This is a genomic window from Thermotoga sp. RQ2 (genome assembly GCF_000019625.1).
GTDB lineage: Bacteria > Thermotogota > Thermotogae > Thermotogales > Thermotogaceae > Thermotoga > Thermotoga maritima.
In genome coordinates, this window is sequence record NC_010483.1 from 415,998 (window position 1) to 436,454 (window position 20,457).

Genomic DNA, 20,457 nt, shown 5'->3' on the forward strand with positions numbered 1-20,457 from the left:
CATGCCAAGAGGAAGAAAGAAAACCCTGACACCTGCGCTCGAAGATTACCTTGCGGTGATTCAGGAGATACTTCAGAAACAACCCGCGGCGAGGGTGAGCACCATCGCGAGAAAGATGGGTGTGAGCCTTCCAAGTGTGACAAACGCCATGAAAAGACTGGCAGAACTCGAATACGTCGAATACGAGAAGTACGGATACATAACCCTTACCGAGAAGGGAAAAAGAAGAGCAAGATCGTTGAGAGGTTCTCAGAACAGACTCAGAAACTTTTTCTTCTACGTGATGGGAATACCTTCGCCCACCGCGGAAAAACTCGCGCGTCATTTCTCACACTTCCTGGATACAAAAACGAGAGAAAGATTCAAGAGATTTTACGACATAATGGTGAATTTCGATGAGAGCAAGGTGCAGGAACTGAAGGAATTCCTCGAAGAGAGCAGAAGACTTGTGAACGTTCAGGAAATCCCTGAAGAAGCCAGAATTATGGAAGAAGATGAAGAAGAGGAGGCTCAACCATGAACGTTCTGGTAACAGGCGGAGCGGGCTTCATAGGATCCCACGTGGTGGACAAACTGATAGAAAACGGATACGGCGTCATTGTGGTGGACAATCTATCCTCTGGAAAGGTCGAAAACCTCAACAGAAACGCGCTGTTTTATGAACAGAGTATAGAGGACGAAGAAATGATGGAGCGGATCTTCTCTCTGCACAGACCCGAGTATGTCTTTCACCTCGCCGCTCAGGCTAGTGTCGCCATCTCCGTTAGGGAACCTGTCAGAGACGCGGAAACGAACATCATTGGATCTCTTGTGCTTCTTGAAAAATCCATCAAGCACGGTGTTAAAAAATTCATTTTTTCATCCACCGGTGGGGCTATATACGGAGAGAATGTGAAGGTCTTTCCAACACCAGAGACGGAGACACCTCATCCGATATCACCTTACGGTATTGCGAAGTACAGCATCGAGATGTACCTGGAATTCTTCGCAAGAGAGTACGGGCTGAAGTACACAGTCCTCAGATACGCCAACGTTTACGGGCCAAGACAGGATCCGTACGGTGAAGCGGGCGTGGTGGCCATCTTCACTGAAAGGATGCTCAGGGGAGAGGAAGTTCACATATTCGGTGATGGAGAGTACGTCAGAGACTACGTTTACGTTGATGACGTAGTCAGAGCGAATCTTCTCGCCATGGAGAAAGGCGACAACGAAGTCTTCAACATAGGAACGGGAAGGGGCACGACCGTGAACCAGCTCTTCAAACTGCTGAAAGAGATCACTGGCTACGATAAAGAGCCCGTCTATAAACCACCGCGTAAGGGCGACGTGAGAAAGAGCATTCTCGATTACACGAAGGCGAAGGAAAAACTCGGCTGGGAACCCAAAGTTTCCCTTGAGGAGGGATTGAAGCTCACCGTTGAGTATTTCAGAAAAACCCTTGAATGAACTGCTCAGGCCGAAAGATTTCGAGGATTTCGTCGGTCAGGATCATATATTCGGCGATAAAGGGATTCTCCGGCGAACTTTAAAAACAGGCAACATGTTCTCCTCCATCCTTTATGGACCACCGGGGTCTGGTAAGACCTCGGTTTTTTCACTGCTGAAAAGGTATTTCAACGGCGAGGTAGTTTATCTGAGCTCCACCGTTCACGGGGTTTCTGAAATAAAGAACGTTCTCAAAAGAGGAGAACAGCTGAGAAAATACGGAAAAAAACTGCTTCTTTTTCTCGATGAAATACACCGCCTGAACAAAAACCAGCAGATGGTCTTGGTTTCCCATGTTGAACGAGGAGACATCGTACTGGTTGCGACAACAACTGAAAACCCAAGTTTTGCCATCGTACCCGCACTTCTCTCAAGATGCAGGATTCTTTACTTCAAAAAACTCTCTGACGAGGACCTGATGAAGATCTTGAAAAAAGCAACAGAGGTTCTCAACATCGATCTGGAAGAAACGGTAGAGAAAGCCATAGTAAGGTATTCCGAAGGAGACGCCAGGAAACTCTTGAACACCCTGGAGATCGTCCACCAGGCGTTCAAAAACAAGAGGGCAACTCTTGAAGATCTGGAAACTCTGCTGGGAAATGTGAGCGGGTACACGAAGGAATCACACTACGATTTCGCTTCAGCCTTTATAAAGAGTATGAGGGGTAGCGATCCAAACGCCGCCGTTTACTACCTCGTCAAGATGATAGAGATGGGAGAAGACCCGCGATTCATAGCACGAAGAATGATCATATTCGCCAGCGAAGACGTTGGACTCGCCGACCCAAACGCTCTACATATCGCCGTTTCGACCTCCATCGCTGTCGAACACGTGGGACTTCCCGAATGCTTGATGAACCTTGTAGAGTGTGCCATCTACCTTTCCCTCGCTCCCAAGAGCAATTCTGTTTATCTTGCAATGAAAAAGGCCCAGGAACTTCTTGTGGAGGACGTACCGCTTTTTTTGAGAAATCCCGTCACCGAAGAAATGAAAAAGCGTGGATACGGGGAAGGGTATCTTTATCCTCATGATTTCGGCGGCTTTGTGAAAACGAACTATCTTCCAGAAAAGTTGAAAGGTGAGGTCATCTTCCAGCCAAAAAGAGTAGGTTTTGAGGAAGAACTCTTTGAAAGGCTCAAACGTCTTTGGCCCGAGAAGTACGGGGGTGAAAGTATGGCCGAAGTGAGAAAAGAACTGGAATACAAAGGGAAAAAGATCAGAATCGTAAAGGGAGACATCACAAGAGAAGAAGCGGACGCCATAGTGAACGCGGCGAACGAATATCTGAAACACGGAGGAGGAGTAGCGGGAGCGATCGTGAGAGCAGGTGGAAGCGTTATTCAGGAGGAAAGCGACAGGATCGTTCAGGAGCGTGGAAGAATTCCGACAGGCGAAGCGGTGGTAACCGGCGCTGGAAAGCTGAAGGCAAAATACATGATTCACGCTGTGGGACCCGTTTGGAGAGGAGGCAGTCATGGAGAGGACGAACTCCTCTACAAAGCAGTTTACAACGCACTCCTTCGAGCTCACGAACTGAAATTGAAAAGCATCTCAATGCCTGCCATCAGCACAGGAATCTTCGGATTTCCGAAAGAAAGAGCGGTGGGAATCTTTTCAAAGGCAATAAAAGATTTCATCGATCAACATCCGGATACCGCTCTGGAAGAAATCCGCATATGCAATATAGACGAGGAAACAACGAAAATTTTCGAAGAAAAGTTCAGCGTTTGATGAAACCAAAAGAAGGGGCAAACGCCCCTTCTTTTTTTAAGACCTCTGAGGAAGTATTGAATCAACTCAAACGAGTTCTTGGATCTATTCCGCAACAGATTTCCATACCTGAAAGGAACTATTGATATTTTCATCATACCACAGAAAGTAAAAAAAGTAAAGGGGGCCTTTGGCCCCCTTGTTATCATTTAGAATTCTTCAGGAATACTCGGTGTTTCTTTTTTCTCCTCGGGTTTTTCAACGATGAGCACTTCCGTTGTCAGGAGCATTCCAGCGATGGACGCGGCGTTCTGCAGGGCGCTCCTTGTAACCTTTGCTGGGTCAATGATTCCTCTTTCAAACATGTTGCAGTATTCTCCCCTGAGTGCGTCGAATCCATAGGCTGGATCGTCATTCGAGAGTATCTTCTCTATGATCACCGCTCCGTCGTATCCTGCGTTTTCAGCAATCTGCTTAATGGGGGCTGAGAGTGCCTTGTAAACGATCTGAGCTCCTATTTTCTCGTCGCCTTCGAGCTCTTCTATGACCTTTTCAACGGCCTTTCTTGCTCTCAGGAGTGTTACTCCTCCACCGGGAACGATACCTTCTTCAACGGCTGCTCTTGTAGCGCTCAGTGCGTCTTCAATTCTGTGTTTCTTTTCCTTGAGCTCTGTTTCGGTGGCCGCTCCAACCTTTATGACGGCTACTCCTCCTGCGAGTTTTGCCATCCTTTCCTGGAGAGTTTCTTTTTCGTACTCAGATGTGGTTTCCTCTATCTGGGCTTTGATTTGAGCGATTCTCTTCTTGATAGCCTCTGGATCACCTTTTCCTCCAATTATGATGGTTTCATCTTTCTTGACCCTCACAAGATCGGCTCTTCCGAGATCTTCAAGGGTGAGATCTTCGAGATTGATTCCGAGCTCTTCACTTGCCACCTGACCTCCGGTGAGAATTGCTATGTCCTGAAGCATGGCTTTTCTTCTTTCACCGAATCCAGGAGCCTTCACGGCACAGGACTGGAGAGTACCCTTGAGTTTGTTGAGAACAAGTGTTGTCAGAACTTCTCCTTCAACGTCTTCCGCTATAACGAGAAGTGGTCTTCCGGTCTGAGCGACCTTTTCAAGGATCGGAATGAGAGGTTTCACAGCGCTGAGTTTCCTGTCAGTGATGAGTATGAAGGGTTCCTTCAGAACGACCTCCATCTTCTCGGCATCCGTGACGAAGTATGGTGAGATGTAACCTCTGTCAAACTGCATACCTTCGGTGAATTCAACGTAGGTTTCGAGTGTTTTGGAATCTTCCACAGTGATGACCCCGTCTTCTCCTACCTTGTCCATAGCTTCTGCGATGAGCTCTCCTATTTCGGCGCTGTTCGCAGATATAGCGGCAACGTGGGCAATGTCCTCCCTACCGGAAAGTTTCTTGGAGACCTTCTTGATCTCTTCAACGGCTTTCTCAACGGCTTTGTCTATACCCCTCTTGAGGAGAATTGGATTGGCGCCCGCTGCAACGTTCTTGAGACCTTCTTTGATCATAGCCTGTGCGAGAACCGTAGCAGTTGTTGTACCATCACCGGCAACGTCGTTTGTTTTGGAAGCAACTTCTTTCACGAGCTGAGCCCCGAGGTTTTCGAATTTGTCCTCGAGCTCAATCTCCTTGGCTATGGAAACACCGTCGTTGGTTATTGTTGGAGAACCCCACGATTTTTCGATAACAACGTTCCTTCCCTTCGGTCCGAGAGTCACCTTTACCGCGTTAGCAACCTTGTCCACACCTCTTTCGAGTGCCCTTCTCGCTTCTTCATTGAACTTCAGAATCTTCGGCATATCTCACACCTCCTTCACTCTTCGATTTTCGCGAGTATGTCATTCACATCGATGATGATGTAATCCTCATCATCAATCTTTATTTCTGTACCCGCATATTTGGAGTAAATAACCTTGTCTCCAACTTTGATGTCAAATTTTTCCTCGTCATCGATCTTTCCCACGGCTACGACCTCTGCCTTCATCGGTTTCTCCTTTGCGGAATCTGGAAGAACGATTCCTCCCTCAGTCTTCTTTTCCTCTTTGATGGGCTTGATGAGAAGCCTTTCACCGAGAGGTATCACTTTCATCATCCATCCCTCCTTCGTAGATTTTTAGCACTCTCATCGTTCGACTGCTAATATAAATATACTACTTTTTACGAGCCTCTTCAAGGGATATTGATTAAGAAAAACGAACACAAACTCAACATTATCGTTAATAATGGGTAAACAATGAGTCAAAGAGGTTGAAGAAAAGTAAAAAGGCGCTTGAAGCGCCCTTTTTCTGGTGGAGGCGGGGGGATTCGAACCCCCGTCCGAAGATGGAGGCCCCTGGGCTTCTCCGAGCGCAGCCCGTGTTTTCGATTTCAGGGGGGACCCCCCACGGGCAGGGTGTCCTCTCCCACAGCCTTCCTGAAATTTCCCGATTCAGGCCGGAAGGCGAAGCCCGAATCGGTAGGCTGGATCTCTCACGCCCTCTTCCGAAGCCCAGCCAACTTCGGAGAGGACGGCCGCTTATCTATTAAGCGGCAACAGCAACAGGTTCGTTGGCACTTATTCTTTGTCCCACCTTTTTTACGAGGAGGTGGGGACCTCAGCTCGCTTCCCAGGGGACTCCATCCCCGTCGAACCCGTTCGCCCCCTGGTTTATCAATCCATCTTTATTATACCACCTTTATTATACCACTGTTCAGACTCTTCCAAATGTCGGAAGGTTCAGGGTATGTTGTATAATCATATGAAGATACATACCCAATTTACGACCAGGAGGTGTACCAGGTGACCGCATACATCATACGAAGACTTCTGCTCTTGCCCCTGATTCTCTTAGGAGTAACTTTCATCGTCTTCTCGATGATCCAGTCCCTCGGGCCGGATAAATTGCTCGCAGCGTACGTCAACCCGAATATGCTGGACAAATTAACGACTGAGCAAATGGATGCCCTGAAGGAAAAGTACGGTTTGAACGACTTTTTCGTTGTGAGATACGTCAAATGGCTCTCAAACACTCTGAGAGGTGATCTCGGGTGGTCCCTTGTTGGGAAAGAACCGGTGAAAGATGCTCTTTTGAGAAGACTCCCATACACCGTTGAACTTGCGCTTTACGCCATCTTCCCTGTTGTATTTGTTGGAATATGGCTCGGTGTGAAGGCTGCGGTTCACAGAGGAAAATTCCTCGATCATTTCATAAGAATCTTCGCCGTGGTTGGCTGGTCTTTTCCTGATTTCGTCTTTGGATTGCTCGTTCTGATGATCTTCTACAGCATACTGAACTGGCTTCCTCCTGGGAATCTGAGTATGTGGGCTGAAGAAGTGATCAAATCTCCGGAGTTTCATCGCTACACAAAGCTCGTTACAATAGACGCACTTTTGAACGGCAGACTGGACATCTTCTGGGATGGGCTAAAGCACCTCATAGGTCCCATCATAACTCTTTCGTGGCTCTGGTGGGCGTATCTTCTGAGAATCACCAGGTCGAGCATGCTGGAAGTCCTGAACAAAGAATACGTGAGAACCGCCAGGGCAAAGGGTCTTCCCGAAGATGTGGTTATAAACAAACACGCCAGAAGAAACGCCTTGATTCCTGTTACCACGGTTGCCGGTGGTATGGTCATCGGTCTCTTCTCCGGTACCGTGATCGTGGAAACGGTCTTCAACAGAACGGGTGTGGGAAGTTTCACCGCGCAGGCAGCTCTGCAGCTCGATTACGCTTCGGTGATGGCTTCTGCGTTGTTTTTCTCAACAATTCTTGTTGTTGGAAATCTCATAATAGATATTCTGTACGCCCTTATAGACCCCAGAATAAGACTTGGATGAGAGGTGAAACGACGTGAACCAGGAATTCAAAAGAATAATGAAGAGATTTTTTAGAGATCCATCCGCCATCATAGGGTTCTCTCTGGTGCTCTTCTTTGTGGTGATAGCCATTCTCGCGCCTGTTATAGCTCCTCCCATTCACCCGCTCACCAGAGCCAAGCTACCCGATCCTTACTTGATGCCCGTGGTGAGCTGGAATCAGAGCCCACAACCCCCTACCACGAAAGAGGATGCCCTGGCGAAGAATCCCAACAGAGAACCTATACGCTGTGTTGATTATCATCCATTCGGTGTCATTGGTGGCCGTGATATTCTATACGGAATCGTCTGGGGCACAAGAACGGCTTTCAAGATAGGTCTCATAGTCACACTCGCAAGACTCCTGATAGGAGTGTTCATAGGTTCAATCTCAGGTTACTTTGGAGGATGGATAGATGAGGTTCTCATGAGGATCACCGATATCTTTCTCTCTATTCCTTTCCTCATAGCGGCTGTTGTGCTGACAACCGTTCTCGGGACAGGTCTCGACAAGGTTATGATAGCGATGATCGTGTTTGGATGGATGGGAGCGGCAAGGCTCATCAGAGGAAACATTCTTCAGGTGAGGGAAGAACAATTCGTTCTGGCAGCGAAAGCAATAGGTGTGCCCGATTTTCTCATCATACTGAAACACGTTCTTCCGAATACCATTTTCCCCGTCCTGATATGGGCTTCCATGAACATGGGATCTCTCGTGATAACGGCCGCTGTGCTCAGTTTCTTGGGACTCGGTGCCCCCCAGGGATACGCCGACTGGGGATCCATCCTCAGTTACTCGAGAGACTGGATGATGGAGATAGGAAAGCACTGGTACGCCCTCGTTTATCCCGGTACCGCTATGGTTCTCTTCGTTCTGGGATGGAATCTGCTGGGCGATGCGCTCAGAGACGCTTTCGATCCAAGGCTAAAATTCTAAGGAGGGATCGAATTGACAGAGCCTCTGCTTAGGGTGGAAAATCTGAAAACCTATTTCTATACAGAAGACGGTGTGGTGAAGGCGGTCGATGGTGTTTCTTTTGAGGTCAGAGAGGGAGAAACCCTGGGCATCGTTGGGGAATCCGGAAGTGGAAAAAGTGTGACATCGCTCTCAATAATGAGACTCCTGGATCAGAACGGAAAGATAGTTGATGGAAAGATCATCTTCAAAGGAAGGAATCTTCTCGAACTTTCAGAGAGCGAAATGAGGAAGATCAGAGGAAAAGAGATCGCCATGATATTTCAAGAACCCATGGTGGCTTTGAACCCTGTTTTCACGATAGGGGATCAGATAATGGAGGCAATAATTCTTCACCAGAACGTCTCTGAAAAAGAAGCGAGAAAAATGGCTATAGATCTTCTCAGAAAAGTGGGAATTCCCGAACCTGAAAAGAGAGTGGATGAGTACCCCCACCAGCTCTCCGGTGGGATGAGACAGAGGGCTATGATAGCCATGGCACTCTCCTGCAGACCGAGTCTTCTCATAGCGGACGAACCCACCACCGCTCTCGACGTGACCATACAGGCTCAGATCCTGGAGCTCATGAAGGAACTCCAGAAAGAATACGGAATGGCAATCATTCTGATCACCCACGATATGGGCGTCGTTGCGGAAATGTCCGATAAAGTTGCTGTCATGTACGCGGGAAAGGTGGTCGAGTACGGAGACGTGAAAACCATCTTCACCGAACCCAAGCACCCCTACACCTATGCTCTTCTCGAATCCATTCCCAGAATAGACGTAGAACAGGAGAGACTGAAGAGCATTCCGGGAAACGTACCCGACCCGCTCAACTTCCCTCCGGGATGTAAATTCCATCCCAGATGTGAATTCTTCGAAAAAGGAAAATGCGACGTTGAAGAACCTGAACTGGAAGACCTGGATGGCAATCACAAGGTGAGGTGTTTCTTCTGGCAAAAACTCGATGAAATGAGACATGCAAAAAGCGAGGTGTGAAACGTGAGCAGGGAAATCCTTAGAGTTGAAAATCTGGTGAAACATTTTCCCATAAGGGCTGGTGTTTTTAAGAGAATTGTTGGATGGGTGAAGGCCGTCGATGGTGTCAGCTTCAGCATAAACGAGGGAGAAACCTTCGGCCTCGTTGGAGAGTCGGGTTGTGGAAAAACCACGATTGGAATGACCCTGCTCAGACTGTACGAGCCAACATCGGGACGCATCATCGTGGACAACGAAGACACGACCTACTACTTCATGCCGCGTTCCAAGGCAAAAAAATACATAAAGCGCACCTATCTGAGCAGGTTCGTCAACATGAAGGAGTCAGATGTGGAAAAACTGGAAGGTGTCGACAGAGAGTACGCCCGTATTTTCTTTGAGGAGGCAAAGGGTTCTCCAAAGAAGTTCATGTCCATTCTTCTCGATGATCTACCGGAGAAAAGGAAAAAATTTCGAAGAGAGATGCAGATAGTGTTCCAGGATCCATACAGTTCCCTGAACCCGAGGTTGAGAGTGAAGAGCATAGTGGGTGAAGGCATCGTCACACACAGGATCGCAAGGGGGGAAGAAGTAGAGAAACGAATCAAAGAAATCTTGGAGGATGTGGGTATTCCTTCGGCTTACGTGTACAGGTTTCCACATGAATTCTCCGGTGGTCAGCGCCAGAGAATCGGAATCGCACGTGCCCTGGCTTTGGAACCCAAACTCGTCGTGGCGGACGAGGCCGTCGCTGCTCTGGACGTCTCGATAAGAAGTCAGATCATAAACCTCATGGAAGATCTTCAGAGGGAACACAAACTCACGTACATTTTCATTTCGCACGATCTGGCTGTTGTAAAGCACATAAGCGATAGAATAGGTGTGATGTATCTTGGAAAGATGGTGGAACTTGCTCCTAAAAAAGACTTGTTCGAAAAACCGCTCCACCCTTACACTGTAGCTCTCATGTCTGCGATACCGGTACCTGATCCAACAAAGAAGAGGGAAAGAATCATTCTCAAAGGAGATGTTCCGAGCCCTATAAATCCGCCGTCTGGCTGTAGATTCCACACAAGATGTCCCATAGCGAAAGAGATTTGCTCCAAGGAAGAACCGGCTTTTCGAGAGGTTGAAGAGGGACACTTCGTCGCCTGTCACTTCCCGGGTGAGCTGAGGTGAGAAGGTACTGGCTGGTAATTTTGTTGATCGCCATCGTCATTCTGTTTTTTAGAGTGAAGTGGGAAGTGAAGAGAATACACGTTGAAGATCCAGAGATCAAAAAAATGGTTGAGGAAATTCTTCGGGAAAAACGTTACAGATACAAGTTCACCGACACCAGAGAGAGAGCTCTGATAATAGAAAAGGACAGAGCTATCGTACCGCCAAACGAAGTAGTTCTCCACCTGGACTGGCCGGAGAAAGTGAAAGAGAAGGTGAAAGAACTGGTTGAACCGTTCTTTCAAAAGATAGAGCTTTCCGCCACAGAATCACAGATGGCTACAGCAGAGGTGTTTTTGGAAGCTGTGATCGAAAGTTTCTTTGAAGGAAATCAGTCTCTGTTTGAGAATTCTTACTACTGCGGGGAGATCTACGTGTTTTCAAACGGAAAATGTGTGGCGGAGTACGATCCGTCAACTGGAGAACTCGTTTTTCTCGATAAATAGGAGGTGAACGGTTTGGCAACGCTTCTGGAAGTGAAAAACCTCAGCACGTGGTTTTACATGGAAGAAGGTGTAGTCAAAGCCGTGAACGATGTGAACTTCTCGCTGAATTCCAACGAAGTTCTCGGAATTGTCGGTGAGACTGGTTCCGGCAAGAGTGTGACAGTGAAATCCATAATGCGCCTCATAAAGCCTCCCGGAAAAATAGTGAGCGGTGAGATCATATACAAAGGTCAGGATATACTGAAGATACCCGAAAAAGAAATGCACAGGATTCGAGGAAAAGAGATCGCAATGATCTTTCAGGATCCGATGATGTCTCTTAATCCGCTTTACACGATAGGAGACCAGCTCATGGAAACGATCAGGTATCATCTTGGCTACGACAAGAGAAGAGCCTATCTGAGAGCGGTGGAAATGCTGGAACTCGTTGGAATACCGGAACCCGAAAAAAGAATGAACAACTATCCATTCGAATTCTCAGGTGGAATGAGGCAGAGGGTGGTTATAGCCATCGCCCTGTCCTGCAATCCCAGTGTGCTCATAGCGGATGAGCCCACCACCGCCCTCGATGTGACCATACAGGCACAGATCCTGGAACTCATGAAAGAACTTCAAAAAGAGTTCAAAACGGGACTCATCTTCATAACACACGATCTTGGTGTGATCGCTTCCATGGCAGACAGGATTATGGTGATGTACGGAGGAAGACAGGTCGAGATAGGAACATCCGATCAGATCTTCTACTCACCCAGACACCCTTACACGAAGATGCTCCTGAGAAGCGTGCCGAGAGTGGATAAAAGACTTGAAAAGCTCGAGTCCATACCGGGGCAACCCCCAAGGATGGTCGACATACCACCGGTGTGTCCCTTCTTGCCTCGCTGTCCAAGAAGAGTGGAGAGGTGCTTGAAAGAATTACCAGAGCTTTCCGAGATAGAAGAAAACCACTACGTCAGATGTTTCAATCCGGTTGAGGAGGAAGTGAGTCTTGAAAGAAATTCTTGATTTTCAGAAAAACGAGATCACTGAATACCACGTGTATCGAAAGCTATCGAAGAGAACGAACAAGAAAAACGCTGAGATCCTTCTTGCGATAGCGGAAGATGAGAAAAGCCACTACGAAAAACTGAAAAACATCACCGGGAAGGATGTTAAGCCTTCCTATATCAGGATGTTCTGGTACTCACTGCTTTCCGTTCTTTTTGGTTTGACTTTCACTCTCAAACTCATGGAAAACAACGAGAAAAAAGCGGAAAGAGCCTATGAAAGACTGGAGAAAGAGTATCCAGAAGTAGTCCATATTCTCAAAGACGAAGAAAAGCATGAAGAAGAGCTTCTGAACATGCTCGACGAAGAGCGTCTCAATTACGTGAGTTCTATGGTTCTCGGGTTGAACGATGCTCTCGTGGAACTGACGGGGGCACTCGCTGGTCTCACGTTCGCCTTTCAAAACACCAAGATAGTCGGATTGTCCGGCTTGATAACCGGTATCGCTGCAGCCTTCTCCATGGCAGCTTCCGAGTATCTTTCGCAGAGAGCGGAAGAAGGATCAGGTGAATCCAAACCCTTAAAAGCCGCCATCTACACAGGCATCGCTTACATCGTAACGGTCGCCGTGCTGGTGGCTCCATACCTCATACTCAAAAACCCATTCTTATCACTTGTCCTTACTTTGACGGGAGCCGTTCTCATAGTTCTTCTTTTCACCTTTTTTGTCTCGGTGGTTAAAGAGAAGGATTTCGCGAAATACTTTCTTGAGATGTTCCTTTTGAGTTTCGGTGTGGCAGGATTTTCTTTCCTCGTCGGTATACTCGCGAGGAAGATCTTTGGAATCGAAATCTGAGGAGTGCTCGCCATGATATGGAACGACACCGTTTTTTGCGTCGTAGACACAGAAACCACGGGAACCGATCCCTTTGCCGGAGACCGGATAGTTGAAATAGCCGCTGTTCCTGTCTTCAAGGGGAAGATCTACAGGAACAAAGCGTTTCACTCTCTCGTGAATCCCAGAATAAGAATCCCTGCGCTGATTCAGAAAGTTCACGGTATCAGCAACATGGACATTGAGGAAGCACCTGATATGGATGCGGTTTACAATCTCTTCAGAGACTACGTGAAAGGGACGGTGCTCGTGTTTCACAACGCCAACTTCGACCTCACTTTTCTGGATATGATGGCAAAAGAAACGGGAAATTTTCCAATAACGAATCCCTACATTGACACACTCGATCTTTCAGAAGAGATCTTTGGAAGACCCCATTCTCTCAAATGGCTCTGCGAAAGACTTGGGATAAAAACCACGATACGGCACCGTGCACTTCCAGATGCCCTGGTGACCGCAAGAGTTTTTGTGAAGCTTGTTGAATTTCTTGGTGAAAACAGAGTCAACGAATTCATCCGTGGAAAACGGGGGTAATAAAATGGTTAAGAACTACGTTCTCGACACGAACGTCTTGATTCACGATCCAGATTCCATCTTCTCCTTCGAAGACAACAACGTGATCATTCCTCTTCCCGTTCTTGAAGAGCTCGACAAGCTGAAAAGAGAACACGGAAGTGTGGGAAAGAACGCCCGAGAGGTGATTCGACACCTCGATGAACTCAGAAAGAAAGGAAATCTCAGAAAAGGAATCCCGCTGGAGAACGGCGGAATTCTCCGCGTCATGGTTTTGGAAAGAGAAGTGGAGAACGTTCCAAGATTCCTTCACGAACGCTACGTGGACAACATCATTCTCGCGTACGTGATAGAGCTCATGAACAGAGAAAAGATCCCCACCATTCTCGTCAGCAAGGATATAAATCTTCGGGTGAAAGCGGACTCTCTTGGTATTCCCGCCCAGGACTATCTGACCGATCGATCCGAGCTGGAGACGATGCCTAAGGGGTATGTCGAAATCGACGACGAAGAACTCAAAAAACAGTTAAAAGTGAAAGGAGTTGTGGAAAAGAAACTCGACCTTCTCGACAATTTCTACATAGATCTGGGTGGAGTGTACGGGAAATATCGCAAAGGAAAAGTTCTGAGAGTGGAACCTTTCGAGACTATGGGCATTTCTCCGCGGAACAGAGAACAGATCTTTTCCATGGATGCCCTTCTGGATGACGAAATACCTCTGGTCTTCCTTGTTGGAATCGCAGGAACCGGAAAGACGCTTCTCGCTCTCGCTTGCGGTCTCTACAAAGTCCTCGTTGAAAAACGCTACAAAAAACTGATAGTGACTCGTCCTACGGTTCCCATGGGACGCGATATCGGGTATCTCCCCGGAGAACTTGAAAAGAAAATGAAACCGTGGCTCCAACCGATAATGGACAATCTTGAACTCATATCTTCTCTTTCCGGTTTGAAAATCAAGGAACTCGAGAAACAGGAAATACTGGAAGTGGAAGCGATATCTTTCATCAGGGGAAGATCCATACCAAAGCAGTTCATCATCATAGACGAAGCACAGAACCTCACTCCACACGAGGTAAAAACGATCCTCACACGTGTGGGAGAAGACACCAAGATAGTTCTCGTTGGAGATCCGTACCAGATCGACACCCCGTATCTGGACAAAGACACGAACGGACTGGTTTACGCAGCCTTGAAACTTCTGGAATCGGATCTTTCCGCGGTGATAAAGCTGGAGAAGGGAGAAAGGTCAAGACTCGCCACCATCGCTGCTGAGCTTCTGTGAGACCTCTTTCAATATTTCATCCAGCATGGTGCTTTCAACAAACGAAGGGGAAAGCTGATACAGATAGCTTTTCCCCTTTCTTTTCTTTCTGACAATTCCCATTCTCTGAAGCGAGGAGAGAACAGCGGATGAGTCTTTCCCCCTGAACGCGTCTATTTCGCTCTTTGGAATCGGTCCTGAGAGGAGAAGCAGTGCCACCACTTCCATCTGCGCATCGGTGAGATTTTTGTACTTCCTTCCGGACAGCTTAGAAACGAAATCAGCGTACTCAGGTTTGGTGAAAAAACGATACCTTCCATTCACCTCTCTCAGAACAACTCCGTGTGCTTCGTCTTCGTATTCCTTTTTCAATTCTTCGAGAACTCTTTTTATCTCTTCAGGATCTTTTTCGAGTATTTTGATAAGCCTTTCCAGAGTGATACCATTTGAAGCAAATATGAGTGCCTCAATAGCGGCCTTGAGCTGCATTTGTGTACCTCCTGATCCTGCTTTCTCCCACGAGAATCAATTTCCCTATCTTCACAAGCTCGAGGATAGCAAGAAGTCTGACTATCAGTTCGTAGACATTCTCCGCTCTGGAAAGCAATCGCAGGATCTCGATCTCACCATCTATTTCATCAAGTATTCTCTCCATCATCTCTTCAACAGAAAGAGTTTCGCTCCTCACCTTGTGTACAGCTTCACGTAGTGATTCTTCTTTCCATATCCTCTCGAGCGTTTTCCTGAACCTTTCCAGGCCTTCTATTCTTTCAAAGAAGACACTTCTCACCCTGATTTGTTTTCTCTTCAGAAGATTCGTTTCATTTCTGATTCTCTGGATAATTTCCTTCACCTTGGAGTATTCCTCAATTCTTCTGTAGAGTTCTTCTTTCTTTCTGTCTACCTCTTCTTTTTCTTCTTCTCTCACTCTCGGAATGAGCATTTTCGACTTGAGCTCCATCAGAGTGGAGGCCATTTCCAGAAAATCGGAGGTGACCTTCATATCCAACTTTTTCATCTGCTCGAGGTATTCTACGAACTCGTCTGCGAGCTGTGCGATGGGTATTTCTCTGATATCTACCTTTTTCTTTCTCACAAGATAGAGCAGAAGATCGAGAGGTCCCTCGAAAACGGGAAGTTTGAAGACAAGTTCCATTCTTTCACCTCAGAACATCAAGTTCATGGCCTTTCTCACTTCCTCCATCGTTTTAGAGGCTACTTCTCTGGCCTTCTTCGTCCCTTCCATTATAACGTCTTCTACGTAATGTGGATCTTCGTCTATATTTTTGAAATTTTCCCAGATCGGTGCCAATTTTCGTTTCATATTCTTCAACAGCAACTTCTTACAATCAACACAACCGATGCTGGCCGTTGTACAGCCTTCCCATACCCATTTGCTCTCTTCTTCACTGATATCGAACGCCTGGTGGTATTTCCATACGGGGCAGTTCTCCGGATTTCCAGGGTCGCTCCTTCTCACTCTTGCCGGGTCGGTCATCATTCTCAGTATAGTCTGTTCCAGTTCTTTTTCCGTGATTTCAAGGTTTATTATGTTCCCATAGCTTTTGCTCATCTTTCGGCCGTCCGTTCCTGGAAGCTTTGGAACTCGAGACAGAATTGCTTCTGGTTCTGGAAAGACTTCATCGTAGAGATAGTTAAAACGCCTGGCGATCTCCCTCGTGAGTTCTATGTGGTAAACCTGATCTTCACCGACTGGTACTCCTTCAGCTTTGTAGATCAAAATATCGGCTGCCTGAAGAACGGGATAGATGAGAAAACCAGCCGTGGAAAGATCTTTGTAGTTCAGCTCACTTTTTATCTCTTTGTAAGTGGGAACCCTCTCGAGACGTGAAACAGAAACGATCATGCTGAAAAGCAGTGCAAGCTCAGCGTGCTCTTTGACACCAGACTGAACAAAAATCACGGACTTTTCAGGATCTATTCCACAGGCGAGAAATCCCCTCACCAGGTCGCGGGTGTATTCTTTGAGCTTCGAAACATCGTCGTAGTGGGTGGTCAAAGCGTGCCAATCCGCGACAAAGTAGAAACATTCGTTTCCTTCTTCCTGAAGCTTCACCCAGTTTTCCAGAGCTCCCACGAGATGACCTATATGGAGTTTTCCGGTAGGTCTCATGCCGCTCAGTATTCTCAACTTTTATCCCTCCATGTTCTGTGATAATATTAATTGAGAATATCAAGAATGAGGAGAGTGAAAAGGTTGAGCTCAAGAACCATCTACATCTTGCTGATCATCATGGTTGTTTTCATGCTCGTCGAATTTCTCTTTTTCTTTCTGGGAGGAAGAGCTCCCTTTGAAATAGTATACTACAGGAGCACCATGGAATACGATTATTCCGGGAACGCCACGTTCACCACCAGTGCGAAGCTTTATTTTAAAGATGAGAAGAAAAAAGAAGAGTACAAGATCAATTATGCTTCTGCATCTAAGGAGGAGTTGAATAAATACTTTTCTCAGATCAGCAAAGAAGTTGGAAGAGAAATAGTTCCACTGGATTACAACGTGAGAGTTGAAGACACAGGAGGTATGCTCGAAGTCACAGAAACAACGCTCCTGAGGGGAGCTGCACAGGTGAAGGGTGATGTCTTGGACACCAGCATGGGAAGTCTCACAATGAACGTAGCGGGTGAAACGGAGATCGTCGTGAAATTACCTGAAGACGCAGCTGTGATATCGGTCACACCAACCCCATCTGAACGTGAGAACAACACTCTGATCTGGCGTCCAGATTCATCCATGGTGTTTCCAAAAGTTATCTTTAAAAGGGTGAATGAAAATGAAGGAATTCCTGGATCTTCTCAATGAATCCAGATTGACCGTCACTCTCACGGGAGCCGGTATCAGTACCCCAAGCGGCATACCAGATTTCAGAGGACCGAATGGGATATACAAAAAGTATTCCCAGAATGTCTTCGACATTGATTTCTTCTACTCTCACCCTGAGGAATTCTACCAATTCGCCAAGGAAGGTATTTTCCCTATGTTAGAAGCAAAACCGAACCTTGCACACGTGCTGCTCGCAAAACTGGAAGAAAAGGGCCTGATAGAGGCTGTGATCACACAGAACATAGACAGACTTCACCAGAGAGCGGGCAGTAAAAAAGTGATAGAGCTACACGGAAACGTTGAGGAGTATTACTGTGTGAGGTGTGAGAAAAAATACACCGTCGAAGATGTTATAGAGAAACTCGAATCATTGGATGTTCCACGCTGTGATGACTGCAACGGTTTGATCAGGCCGAACATCGTGTTCTTTGGGGAAAATCTGCCGCAAGACGCCCTCAGGGAAGCGATCGAACTTTCATCCAAGGCCAGTTTGATGATCGTCCTGGGATCTTCGCTCGTTGTGTATCCCGCTGCCGAGCTTCCCCTCATAACTGTCAGGAGCGGTGGAAAGCTCGTTATCGTGAATTTGGGAGAAACTCCTTTCGATGATATCGCAACTTTGAAGTACAACATGGACGTTGTCGAGTTCGCCAGAAGAGTGATGGAAGAAGGAGGTATCTCATGAATCTCGTAGACTATCTGGTGGTGCTTTCCACGGTGGGAACGGTGGTCTTTTCGTGGACGTATCTTCTCCTTGGGAGGAACGGTAACTCAAAAGAGCCGAATCAGGAGGATGTAGAAGAGAGGATCATGGAACTCATGGGAAAGTTCCGCTACCTGTCGGCCAACAGACTCGAACTCCTCGAAAAGAAGACACAAGAGTTAAGAAAACTCATATCCGAAGCCAACACCGTGATGTCAAGGCTGATGGTCAAGATGTCCGAAATAGAAAGAGAAAGGATCTTCTCCTCTGAAGATGAAGGGGAAAAATCTGAAAAGATGGAAAAACCAATTATCCCTGTTATTCAAGAGCAGGATGAAACGAAAGCGGAAGAAAAAGAAGAGGAACTGGAAACCGCTTTAGAAAGAAGAATCGTCTCGATGTACGACAGGGGATTTTCAGAAGTGGATATCGCCAAAAAACTGGGTATCACGGTTGGAGAAGTCAGACTGATACTCCAACTGTTCAAGAGGAACGCCGGTTGAGAAAGAGAAAACGGTACTTTCCGGCGGAATCCTTCAGGAAAACAGCGTCGGAAACGATCTTTTTCAACTCCTCCACCTGGTCTTCTCCTATCTCCATCAGCACAATCTTTCCACTCGTGTTGTACCTGCCGAAAAATTCTCTGTAAAAGTCGAGGCCGTCCTCTCCTCCAAAAAGCGCCTCTGCAGGTTCGAAAAGAACATCTTTTGGCAGATGAGCACTTGATTTCACGTATGGAGGATTCGAAAGGATCATCTCGATCGATGCGAACTTTTCTTTGAACGGTTCAAGAAACTCACCTTTTCTCACAAAGAATCTGTCGGAAACACCGTGCCTCTCCGCGTTTTTTCTGGCGACTTCAACAGCTTTGGAAGAAACGTCCGTCGCGAAAACAACCACATCGGAGAATTTCGCTACACTCACTCCAATGGCACCGCTTCCTGTTCCTATGTCTGCGACTGCTTTTATTCCGTACTTTCTTATCAGCTCGAGGGCGAGTTCGACCAGTTCCTCCGTCTCCGGTCTTGGAACGAATACACCTTCTTCCACGAGTAAAGAAAGACCCATGAACTCTTTCTCACCGAGAATGTAGTGCAGGGGATATCCACTTGCTCTTTTCTCCACGAGTTTCAGAATCCTTTTTTCCTCAGTTGGAGAAACTACCAAGTCTTTCAAAAAGAGATCTTCCTTGCGGATCCCAAGTACCCGGGAAACGATGAGTAACACCTCAAGAACAGGAGTTTCGGTCACTCCCTCGAGTTTTCCAGAGCAGTCTTTTATCAAACTCCAAATTTTTCTCTCAGCTCCGGAGACATTCTTTCTGGTGTCCATGGTGGGTCGAATGTGAGCTCCACCTCCACGTTGTTGACTCCCTCGATCCTCTTTATCGCCTCTTCAGCGTCGGAAAGAATCATTCCGGCAAGAGGACACATGGGTGTGGTCATTGTCATGAGGACTTTCACGTTGTTCTGATCGTCTATCTGGATGTCGTACACCAGACCCAGACTCACCACATCCAGACCGAGTTCAAAATCGATCACGTTTTTCAGGGCGTTCAGAACATCTTCTTTAGTCACCTTTTTCGACATCGGCATCCCTCCCGGTTCTATTATACTATGTTATAATTCAAATTAGAAGAGCCGAATTGAGGAGGTGAAAAAATGCCGAAAGTAACGGTTTCCATAAAGGTGATTCCCGCCGTGGAAGATGGAAGACTCCACGAGGTGATCGACAGAGCGATCGAAAAGATCTCTTCGTGGGGCATGAAATACGAAGTGGGTCCTTCCAACACCACCGTGGAAGGTGAATTCGAAGAGATCATGGATCGTGTGAAAGAGCTCGTCAGATACCTTGAACAGTTCGCGAAACGATTCGTTCTTCAGCTGGACATCGATTACAAAGTCGGAGGTATCACGATTGAAGAGAAGGTATCGAAGTACCGCTAAATGGCTGTTTTTTATAGCTCTGATTTTCGTGTGGGAGTTCTCGAAAGTCCCACAGTATCTTCTTCCCAAACCTTCTTCCATAGTTCTCGAGGGACTTTCGCAGTGGAAAATCTTGATGGATCACAGTCTCTACACGATCCTTGAGGCTTTTTCTGGCCTGGTTATAGGCCTCGTGTTGGGAATGGGGCTTGCGGTCCTGATGGATCTGTTCCAGACGGTGAAAGAGGTAATGTACCCGATCCTCATCATCTCACAGGCGATACCCATCGTTGCTGTGGCACCGCTCGTCATCATCTGGTTCGGTCTGGGCGTGGGCACGAAAATAGGCATAGTAGCGTTCGTCACACTCTTTCCGGTTGCGCTCAACACTCTCGAAGGATTCAGAACGATCGATCAGGACGCTCTGGATCTTTTCAAAGTGATGAAGGCAACGAAGATCCAGATCTACAGGTACCTTGTACTACCGCACACGTTACCTTACGTTCTCTCTGGGCTCAAGATATCCGCCACATACGCTGTGGTTTCCGCTGTGATAGGAGAATGGCTTGGAGCAGAAAAAGGCCTGGGCATATACATGATAAGGGCAATGAACACCTTCAGAGCTGACAGGCTCTTTCTCTCTGGCTCTTTCTCTCTGTGATAGTTGTGGTTG

Annotated in this window: 24 protein-coding genes and 1 other RNA gene; 17 read left to right on the forward strand and 8 right to left on the reverse strand. The window is 47.0% G+C overall.

All coding sequences use genetic code 11. The features are described 5' to 3' along the window. Nucleotide 1 precedes the first annotated feature (1 nt). Genes TRQ2_RS02170 through TRQ2_RS02180 form a run of 3 tightly spaced genes read left to right on the forward strand, consistent with a single transcriptional unit; the run spans nt 2 to nt 3,217 of the window. A complete protein-coding gene (locus tag TRQ2_RS02170) occupies nt 2-520 on the forward strand; it encodes a metal-dependent transcriptional regulator (protein WP_012310541.1) in 519 nt (172 codons plus the stop codon). Then, nucleotides 517-1,446 (forward strand): SDR family oxidoreductase, encoded by a 930-nt coding sequence (locus tag TRQ2_RS02175; RefSeq protein WP_012310542.1) that lies wholly within the window; start codon nt 517-519, stop codon nt 1,444-1,446. The genes TRQ2_RS02170 and TRQ2_RS02175 overlap by 4 nt, the downstream gene beginning before the upstream one ends. Beyond that, complete coding sequence (locus TRQ2_RS02180; RefSeq protein WP_012310543.1) at nt 1,418-3,217, forward strand: AAA family ATPase; 1,800 nt, start codon at nt 1,418-1,420, stop codon at nt 3,215-3,217. The genes TRQ2_RS02175 and TRQ2_RS02180 overlap by 29 nt, the downstream gene beginning before the upstream one ends. 188 nt (nt 3,218-3,405) lie before the next feature. Here the strand turns inward: TRQ2_RS02180 and groL are convergent, their stop codons facing one another. From groL to ssrA, 3 genes are all read right to left on the reverse strand, one after another. Next, nucleotides 3,406-5,022 carry a chaperonin GroEL gene (gene groL, locus TRQ2_RS02185; RefSeq protein ID WP_008192177.1) on the reverse strand — a complete coding sequence of 539 codons (1,617 nt, stop codon included), beginning with the start codon at nt 5,020-5,022 and terminating at the stop codon, nt 3,406-3,408. A 14-nt stretch (nt 5,023-5,036) separates the two neighbouring features. Continuing rightward, nucleotides 5,037-5,312: a co-chaperone GroES gene (groES, locus tag TRQ2_RS02190; RefSeq protein WP_008192171.1), complete on the reverse strand. Its 276-nt coding sequence runs from the start codon at nt 5,310-5,312 to the stop codon at nt 5,037-5,039. Between the two features lie 197 nt (nt 5,313-5,509). Further along, nucleotides 5,510-5,866, reverse strand: a transfer-messenger RNA (tmRNA) gene (gene ssrA / locus TRQ2_RS09595). Between the two features lie 136 nt (nt 5,867-6,002). Here ssrA and TRQ2_RS02195 point away from each other — a divergent pair. The 9 genes from TRQ2_RS02195 to TRQ2_RS02235 are packed head-to-tail and all read left to right on the forward strand — an operon-like array spanning nt 6,003 to nt 14,332. Beyond that, entirely contained in the window at nt 6,003-7,040 is a 1,038-nt protein-coding gene (locus tag TRQ2_RS02195; RefSeq protein ID WP_011943065.1) for an ABC transporter permease, read from the forward strand. Nucleotides 7,041-7,053: 13 nt separating this feature from the next. Next, nucleotides 7,054-7,995 (forward strand): ABC transporter permease, encoded by a 942-nt coding sequence (locus tag TRQ2_RS02200; protein ID WP_004081440.1) that lies wholly within the window; start codon nt 7,054-7,056, stop codon nt 7,993-7,995. A 12-nt stretch (nt 7,996-8,007) separates the two neighbouring features. After that, complete coding sequence (locus TRQ2_RS02205; protein WP_008192165.1) at nt 8,008-9,012, forward strand: ABC transporter ATP-binding protein; 1,005 nt, start codon at nt 8,008-8,010, stop codon at nt 9,010-9,012. Nucleotides 9,013-9,015: 3 nt separating this feature from the next. Beyond that, the gene (locus TRQ2_RS02210) at nt 9,016-10,170 is read left to right on the forward strand and encodes an ABC transporter ATP-binding protein (protein WP_008192163.1); all 1,155 of its coding nucleotides are present in this window, start codon (nt 9,016-9,018) and stop codon (nt 10,168-10,170) included. Next, entirely contained in the window at nt 10,167-10,655 is a 489-nt protein-coding gene (locus TRQ2_RS02215) for a hypothetical protein (RefSeq protein WP_008192162.1), read from the forward strand. The genes TRQ2_RS02210 and TRQ2_RS02215 overlap by 4 nt, the downstream gene beginning before the upstream one ends. A 12-nt stretch (nt 10,656-10,667) precedes the next feature. Beyond that, nucleotides 10,668-11,660, forward strand: coding sequence for an ABC transporter ATP-binding protein (locus tag TRQ2_RS02220; RefSeq protein WP_008192160.1), 993 nt, complete (start codon nt 10,668-10,670; stop codon nt 11,658-11,660). Beyond that, on the forward strand, nt 11,644-12,498 hold the full coding sequence (locus TRQ2_RS02225) for a VIT1/CCC1 transporter family protein (protein ID WP_011943067.1): 855 nt from the start codon (nt 11,644-11,646) through the stop codon (nt 12,496-12,498). The genes TRQ2_RS02220 and TRQ2_RS02225 overlap by 17 nt, the downstream gene beginning before the upstream one ends. Before the next feature lie 12 nt (nt 12,499-12,510). Beyond that, nucleotides 12,511-13,071, forward strand: a complete 561-nt coding sequence (locus TRQ2_RS02230; RefSeq protein WP_012310544.1) for a PolC-type DNA polymerase III — start codon at nt 12,511-12,513, stop codon at nt 13,069-13,071. Nucleotides 13,072-13,075: 4 nt separating this feature from the next. Beyond that, nucleotides 13,076-14,332: a PhoH family protein gene (locus TRQ2_RS02235; protein WP_012310545.1), complete on the forward strand. Its 1,257-nt coding sequence runs from the start codon at nt 13,076-13,078 to the stop codon at nt 14,330-14,332. Here the strand turns inward: TRQ2_RS02235 and scpB are convergent. The 3 genes from scpB to trpS are packed head-to-tail and all read right to left on the reverse strand — an operon-like array spanning nt 14,297 to nt 16,463. Beyond that, complete coding sequence (gene scpB, locus TRQ2_RS02240; protein WP_011943070.1) at nt 14,297-14,800, reverse strand: SMC-Scp complex subunit ScpB; 504 nt, start codon at nt 14,798-14,800, stop codon at nt 14,297-14,299. The two genes, TRQ2_RS02235 and scpB, sit on opposite strands and share 36 nt — an antisense overlap. Next, nucleotides 14,778-15,467 carry a ScpA family protein gene (locus TRQ2_RS02245; RefSeq protein ID WP_011943071.1) on the reverse strand — a complete coding sequence of 230 codons (690 nt, stop codon included), beginning with the start codon at nt 15,465-15,467 and terminating at the stop codon, nt 14,778-14,780. Before TRQ2_RS02245 ends, scpB begins: the two co-directional genes overlap by 23 nt. Before the next feature lie 9 nt (nt 15,468-15,476). Next, nucleotides 15,477-16,463 (reverse strand): tryptophan--tRNA ligase, encoded by a 987-nt coding sequence (trpS, locus tag TRQ2_RS02250; RefSeq protein ID WP_011943072.1) that lies wholly within the window; start codon nt 16,461-16,463, stop codon nt 15,477-15,479. A gap of 66 nt (nt 16,464-16,529) precedes the next feature. Here trpS and TRQ2_RS02255 point away from each other — a divergent pair, with 66 nt between their 5' ends. Genes TRQ2_RS02255 through TRQ2_RS02265 form a run of 3 tightly spaced genes read left to right on the forward strand, consistent with a single transcriptional unit; the run spans nt 16,530 to nt 18,362 of the window. After that, nucleotides 16,530-17,135 carry a DUF4897 domain-containing protein gene (locus tag TRQ2_RS02255; RefSeq protein ID WP_004081475.1) on the forward strand — a complete coding sequence of 202 codons (606 nt, stop codon included), beginning with the start codon at nt 16,530-16,532 and terminating at the stop codon, nt 17,133-17,135. Beyond that, on the forward strand, nt 17,107-17,841 hold the full coding sequence (locus TRQ2_RS02260; RefSeq protein WP_011943073.1) for an NAD-dependent protein deacylase: 735 nt from the start codon (nt 17,107-17,109) through the stop codon (nt 17,839-17,841). Before TRQ2_RS02255 ends, TRQ2_RS02260 begins: the two co-directional genes overlap by 29 nt. Further along, entirely contained in the window at nt 17,838-18,362 is a 525-nt protein-coding gene (locus TRQ2_RS02265) for a DUF6115 domain-containing protein (RefSeq protein ID WP_011943074.1), read from the forward strand. Before TRQ2_RS02260 ends, TRQ2_RS02265 begins: the two co-directional genes overlap by 4 nt. Here the strand turns inward: TRQ2_RS02265 and prmC are convergent. Together prmC and TRQ2_RS02275 are read right to left on the reverse strand one after the other, a co-directional pair. Continuing rightward, on the reverse strand, nt 18,343-19,191 hold the full coding sequence (prmC, locus tag TRQ2_RS02270; protein ID WP_012310546.1) for a peptide chain release factor N(5)-glutamine methyltransferase: 849 nt from the start codon (nt 19,189-19,191) through the stop codon (nt 18,343-18,345). The two genes, TRQ2_RS02265 and prmC, sit on opposite strands and share 20 nt — an antisense overlap. After that, nucleotides 19,140-19,448, reverse strand: a complete 309-nt coding sequence (locus TRQ2_RS02275; RefSeq protein WP_011943076.1) for a metal-sulfur cluster assembly factor — start codon at nt 19,446-19,448, stop codon at nt 19,140-19,142. The genes prmC and TRQ2_RS02275 overlap by 52 nt, the downstream gene beginning before the upstream one ends. Before the next feature lie 72 nt (nt 19,449-19,520). On the opposite strand from TRQ2_RS02275, the gene TRQ2_RS02280 reads away from it, so the two are divergent. Continuing rightward, nucleotides 19,521-19,805, forward strand: a complete 285-nt coding sequence (locus TRQ2_RS02280) for an MTH1187 family thiamine-binding protein (protein WP_011943077.1) — start codon at nt 19,521-19,523, stop codon at nt 19,803-19,805. After that, nucleotides 19,777-20,445: an ABC transporter permease gene (locus tag TRQ2_RS02285; protein WP_012310547.1), complete on the forward strand. Its 669-nt coding sequence runs from the start codon at nt 19,777-19,779 to the stop codon at nt 20,443-20,445. The genes TRQ2_RS02280 and TRQ2_RS02285 overlap by 29 nt, the downstream gene beginning before the upstream one ends. The last annotated feature ends 12 nt before the right edge of the window (nt 20,446-20,457 follow it).

Bases quoted from the DNA above. Each gene is read 5' to 3' on its own strand.
- TRQ2_RS02170 (WP_012310541.1), top strand. From the start codon at position 2: ATGCCAAGAGGAAGAAAGAAAACCCTGACACCTGCGCTCGAAGATTAC.
- TRQ2_RS02175 (WP_012310542.1), top strand. From the start codon at position 517: ATGAACGTTCTGGTAACAGGCGGAGCGGGCTTCATAGGATCCCACGTG.
- groL (WP_008192177.1), bottom strand. From the start codon at position 5,022: ATGCCGAAGATTCTGAAGTTCAATGAAGAAGCGAGAAGGGCACTCGAA.
- groES (WP_008192171.1), bottom strand. From the start codon at position 5,312: ATGAAAGTGATACCTCTCGGTGAAAGGCTTCTCATCAAGCCCATCAAA.
- TRQ2_RS02230 (WP_012310544.1), top strand. From the start codon at position 12,511: ATGATATGGAACGACACCGTTTTTTGCGTCGTAGACACAGAAACCACG.
- TRQ2_RS02235 (WP_012310545.1), top strand. From the start codon at position 13,076: ATGGTTAAGAACTACGTTCTCGACACGAACGTCTTGATTCACGATCCA.
- scpB (WP_011943070.1), bottom strand. From the start codon at position 14,800: ATGCAGCTCAAGGCCGCTATTGAGGCACTCATATTTGCTTCAAATGGT.
- TRQ2_RS02245 (WP_011943071.1), bottom strand. From the start codon at position 15,467: ATGGAACTTGTCTTCAAACTTCCCGTTTTCGAGGGACCTCTCGATCTT.
- TRQ2_RS02260 (WP_011943073.1), top strand. From the start codon at position 17,107: ATGAAGGAATTCCTGGATCTTCTCAATGAATCCAGATTGACCGTCACT.
- TRQ2_RS02265 (WP_011943074.1), top strand. From the start codon at position 17,838: ATGAATCTCGTAGACTATCTGGTGGTGCTTTCCACGGTGGGAACGGTG.
- prmC (WP_012310546.1), bottom strand. From the start codon at position 19,191: ATGGACACCAGAAAGAATGTCTCCGGAGCTGAGAGAAAAATTTGGAGT.
- TRQ2_RS02275 (WP_011943076.1), bottom strand. From the start codon at position 19,448: ATGTCGAAAAAGGTGACTAAAGAAGATGTTCTGAACGCCCTGAAAAAC.
- TRQ2_RS02280 (WP_011943077.1), top strand. From the start codon at position 19,521: ATGCCGAAAGTAACGGTTTCCATAAAGGTGATTCCCGCCGTGGAAGAT.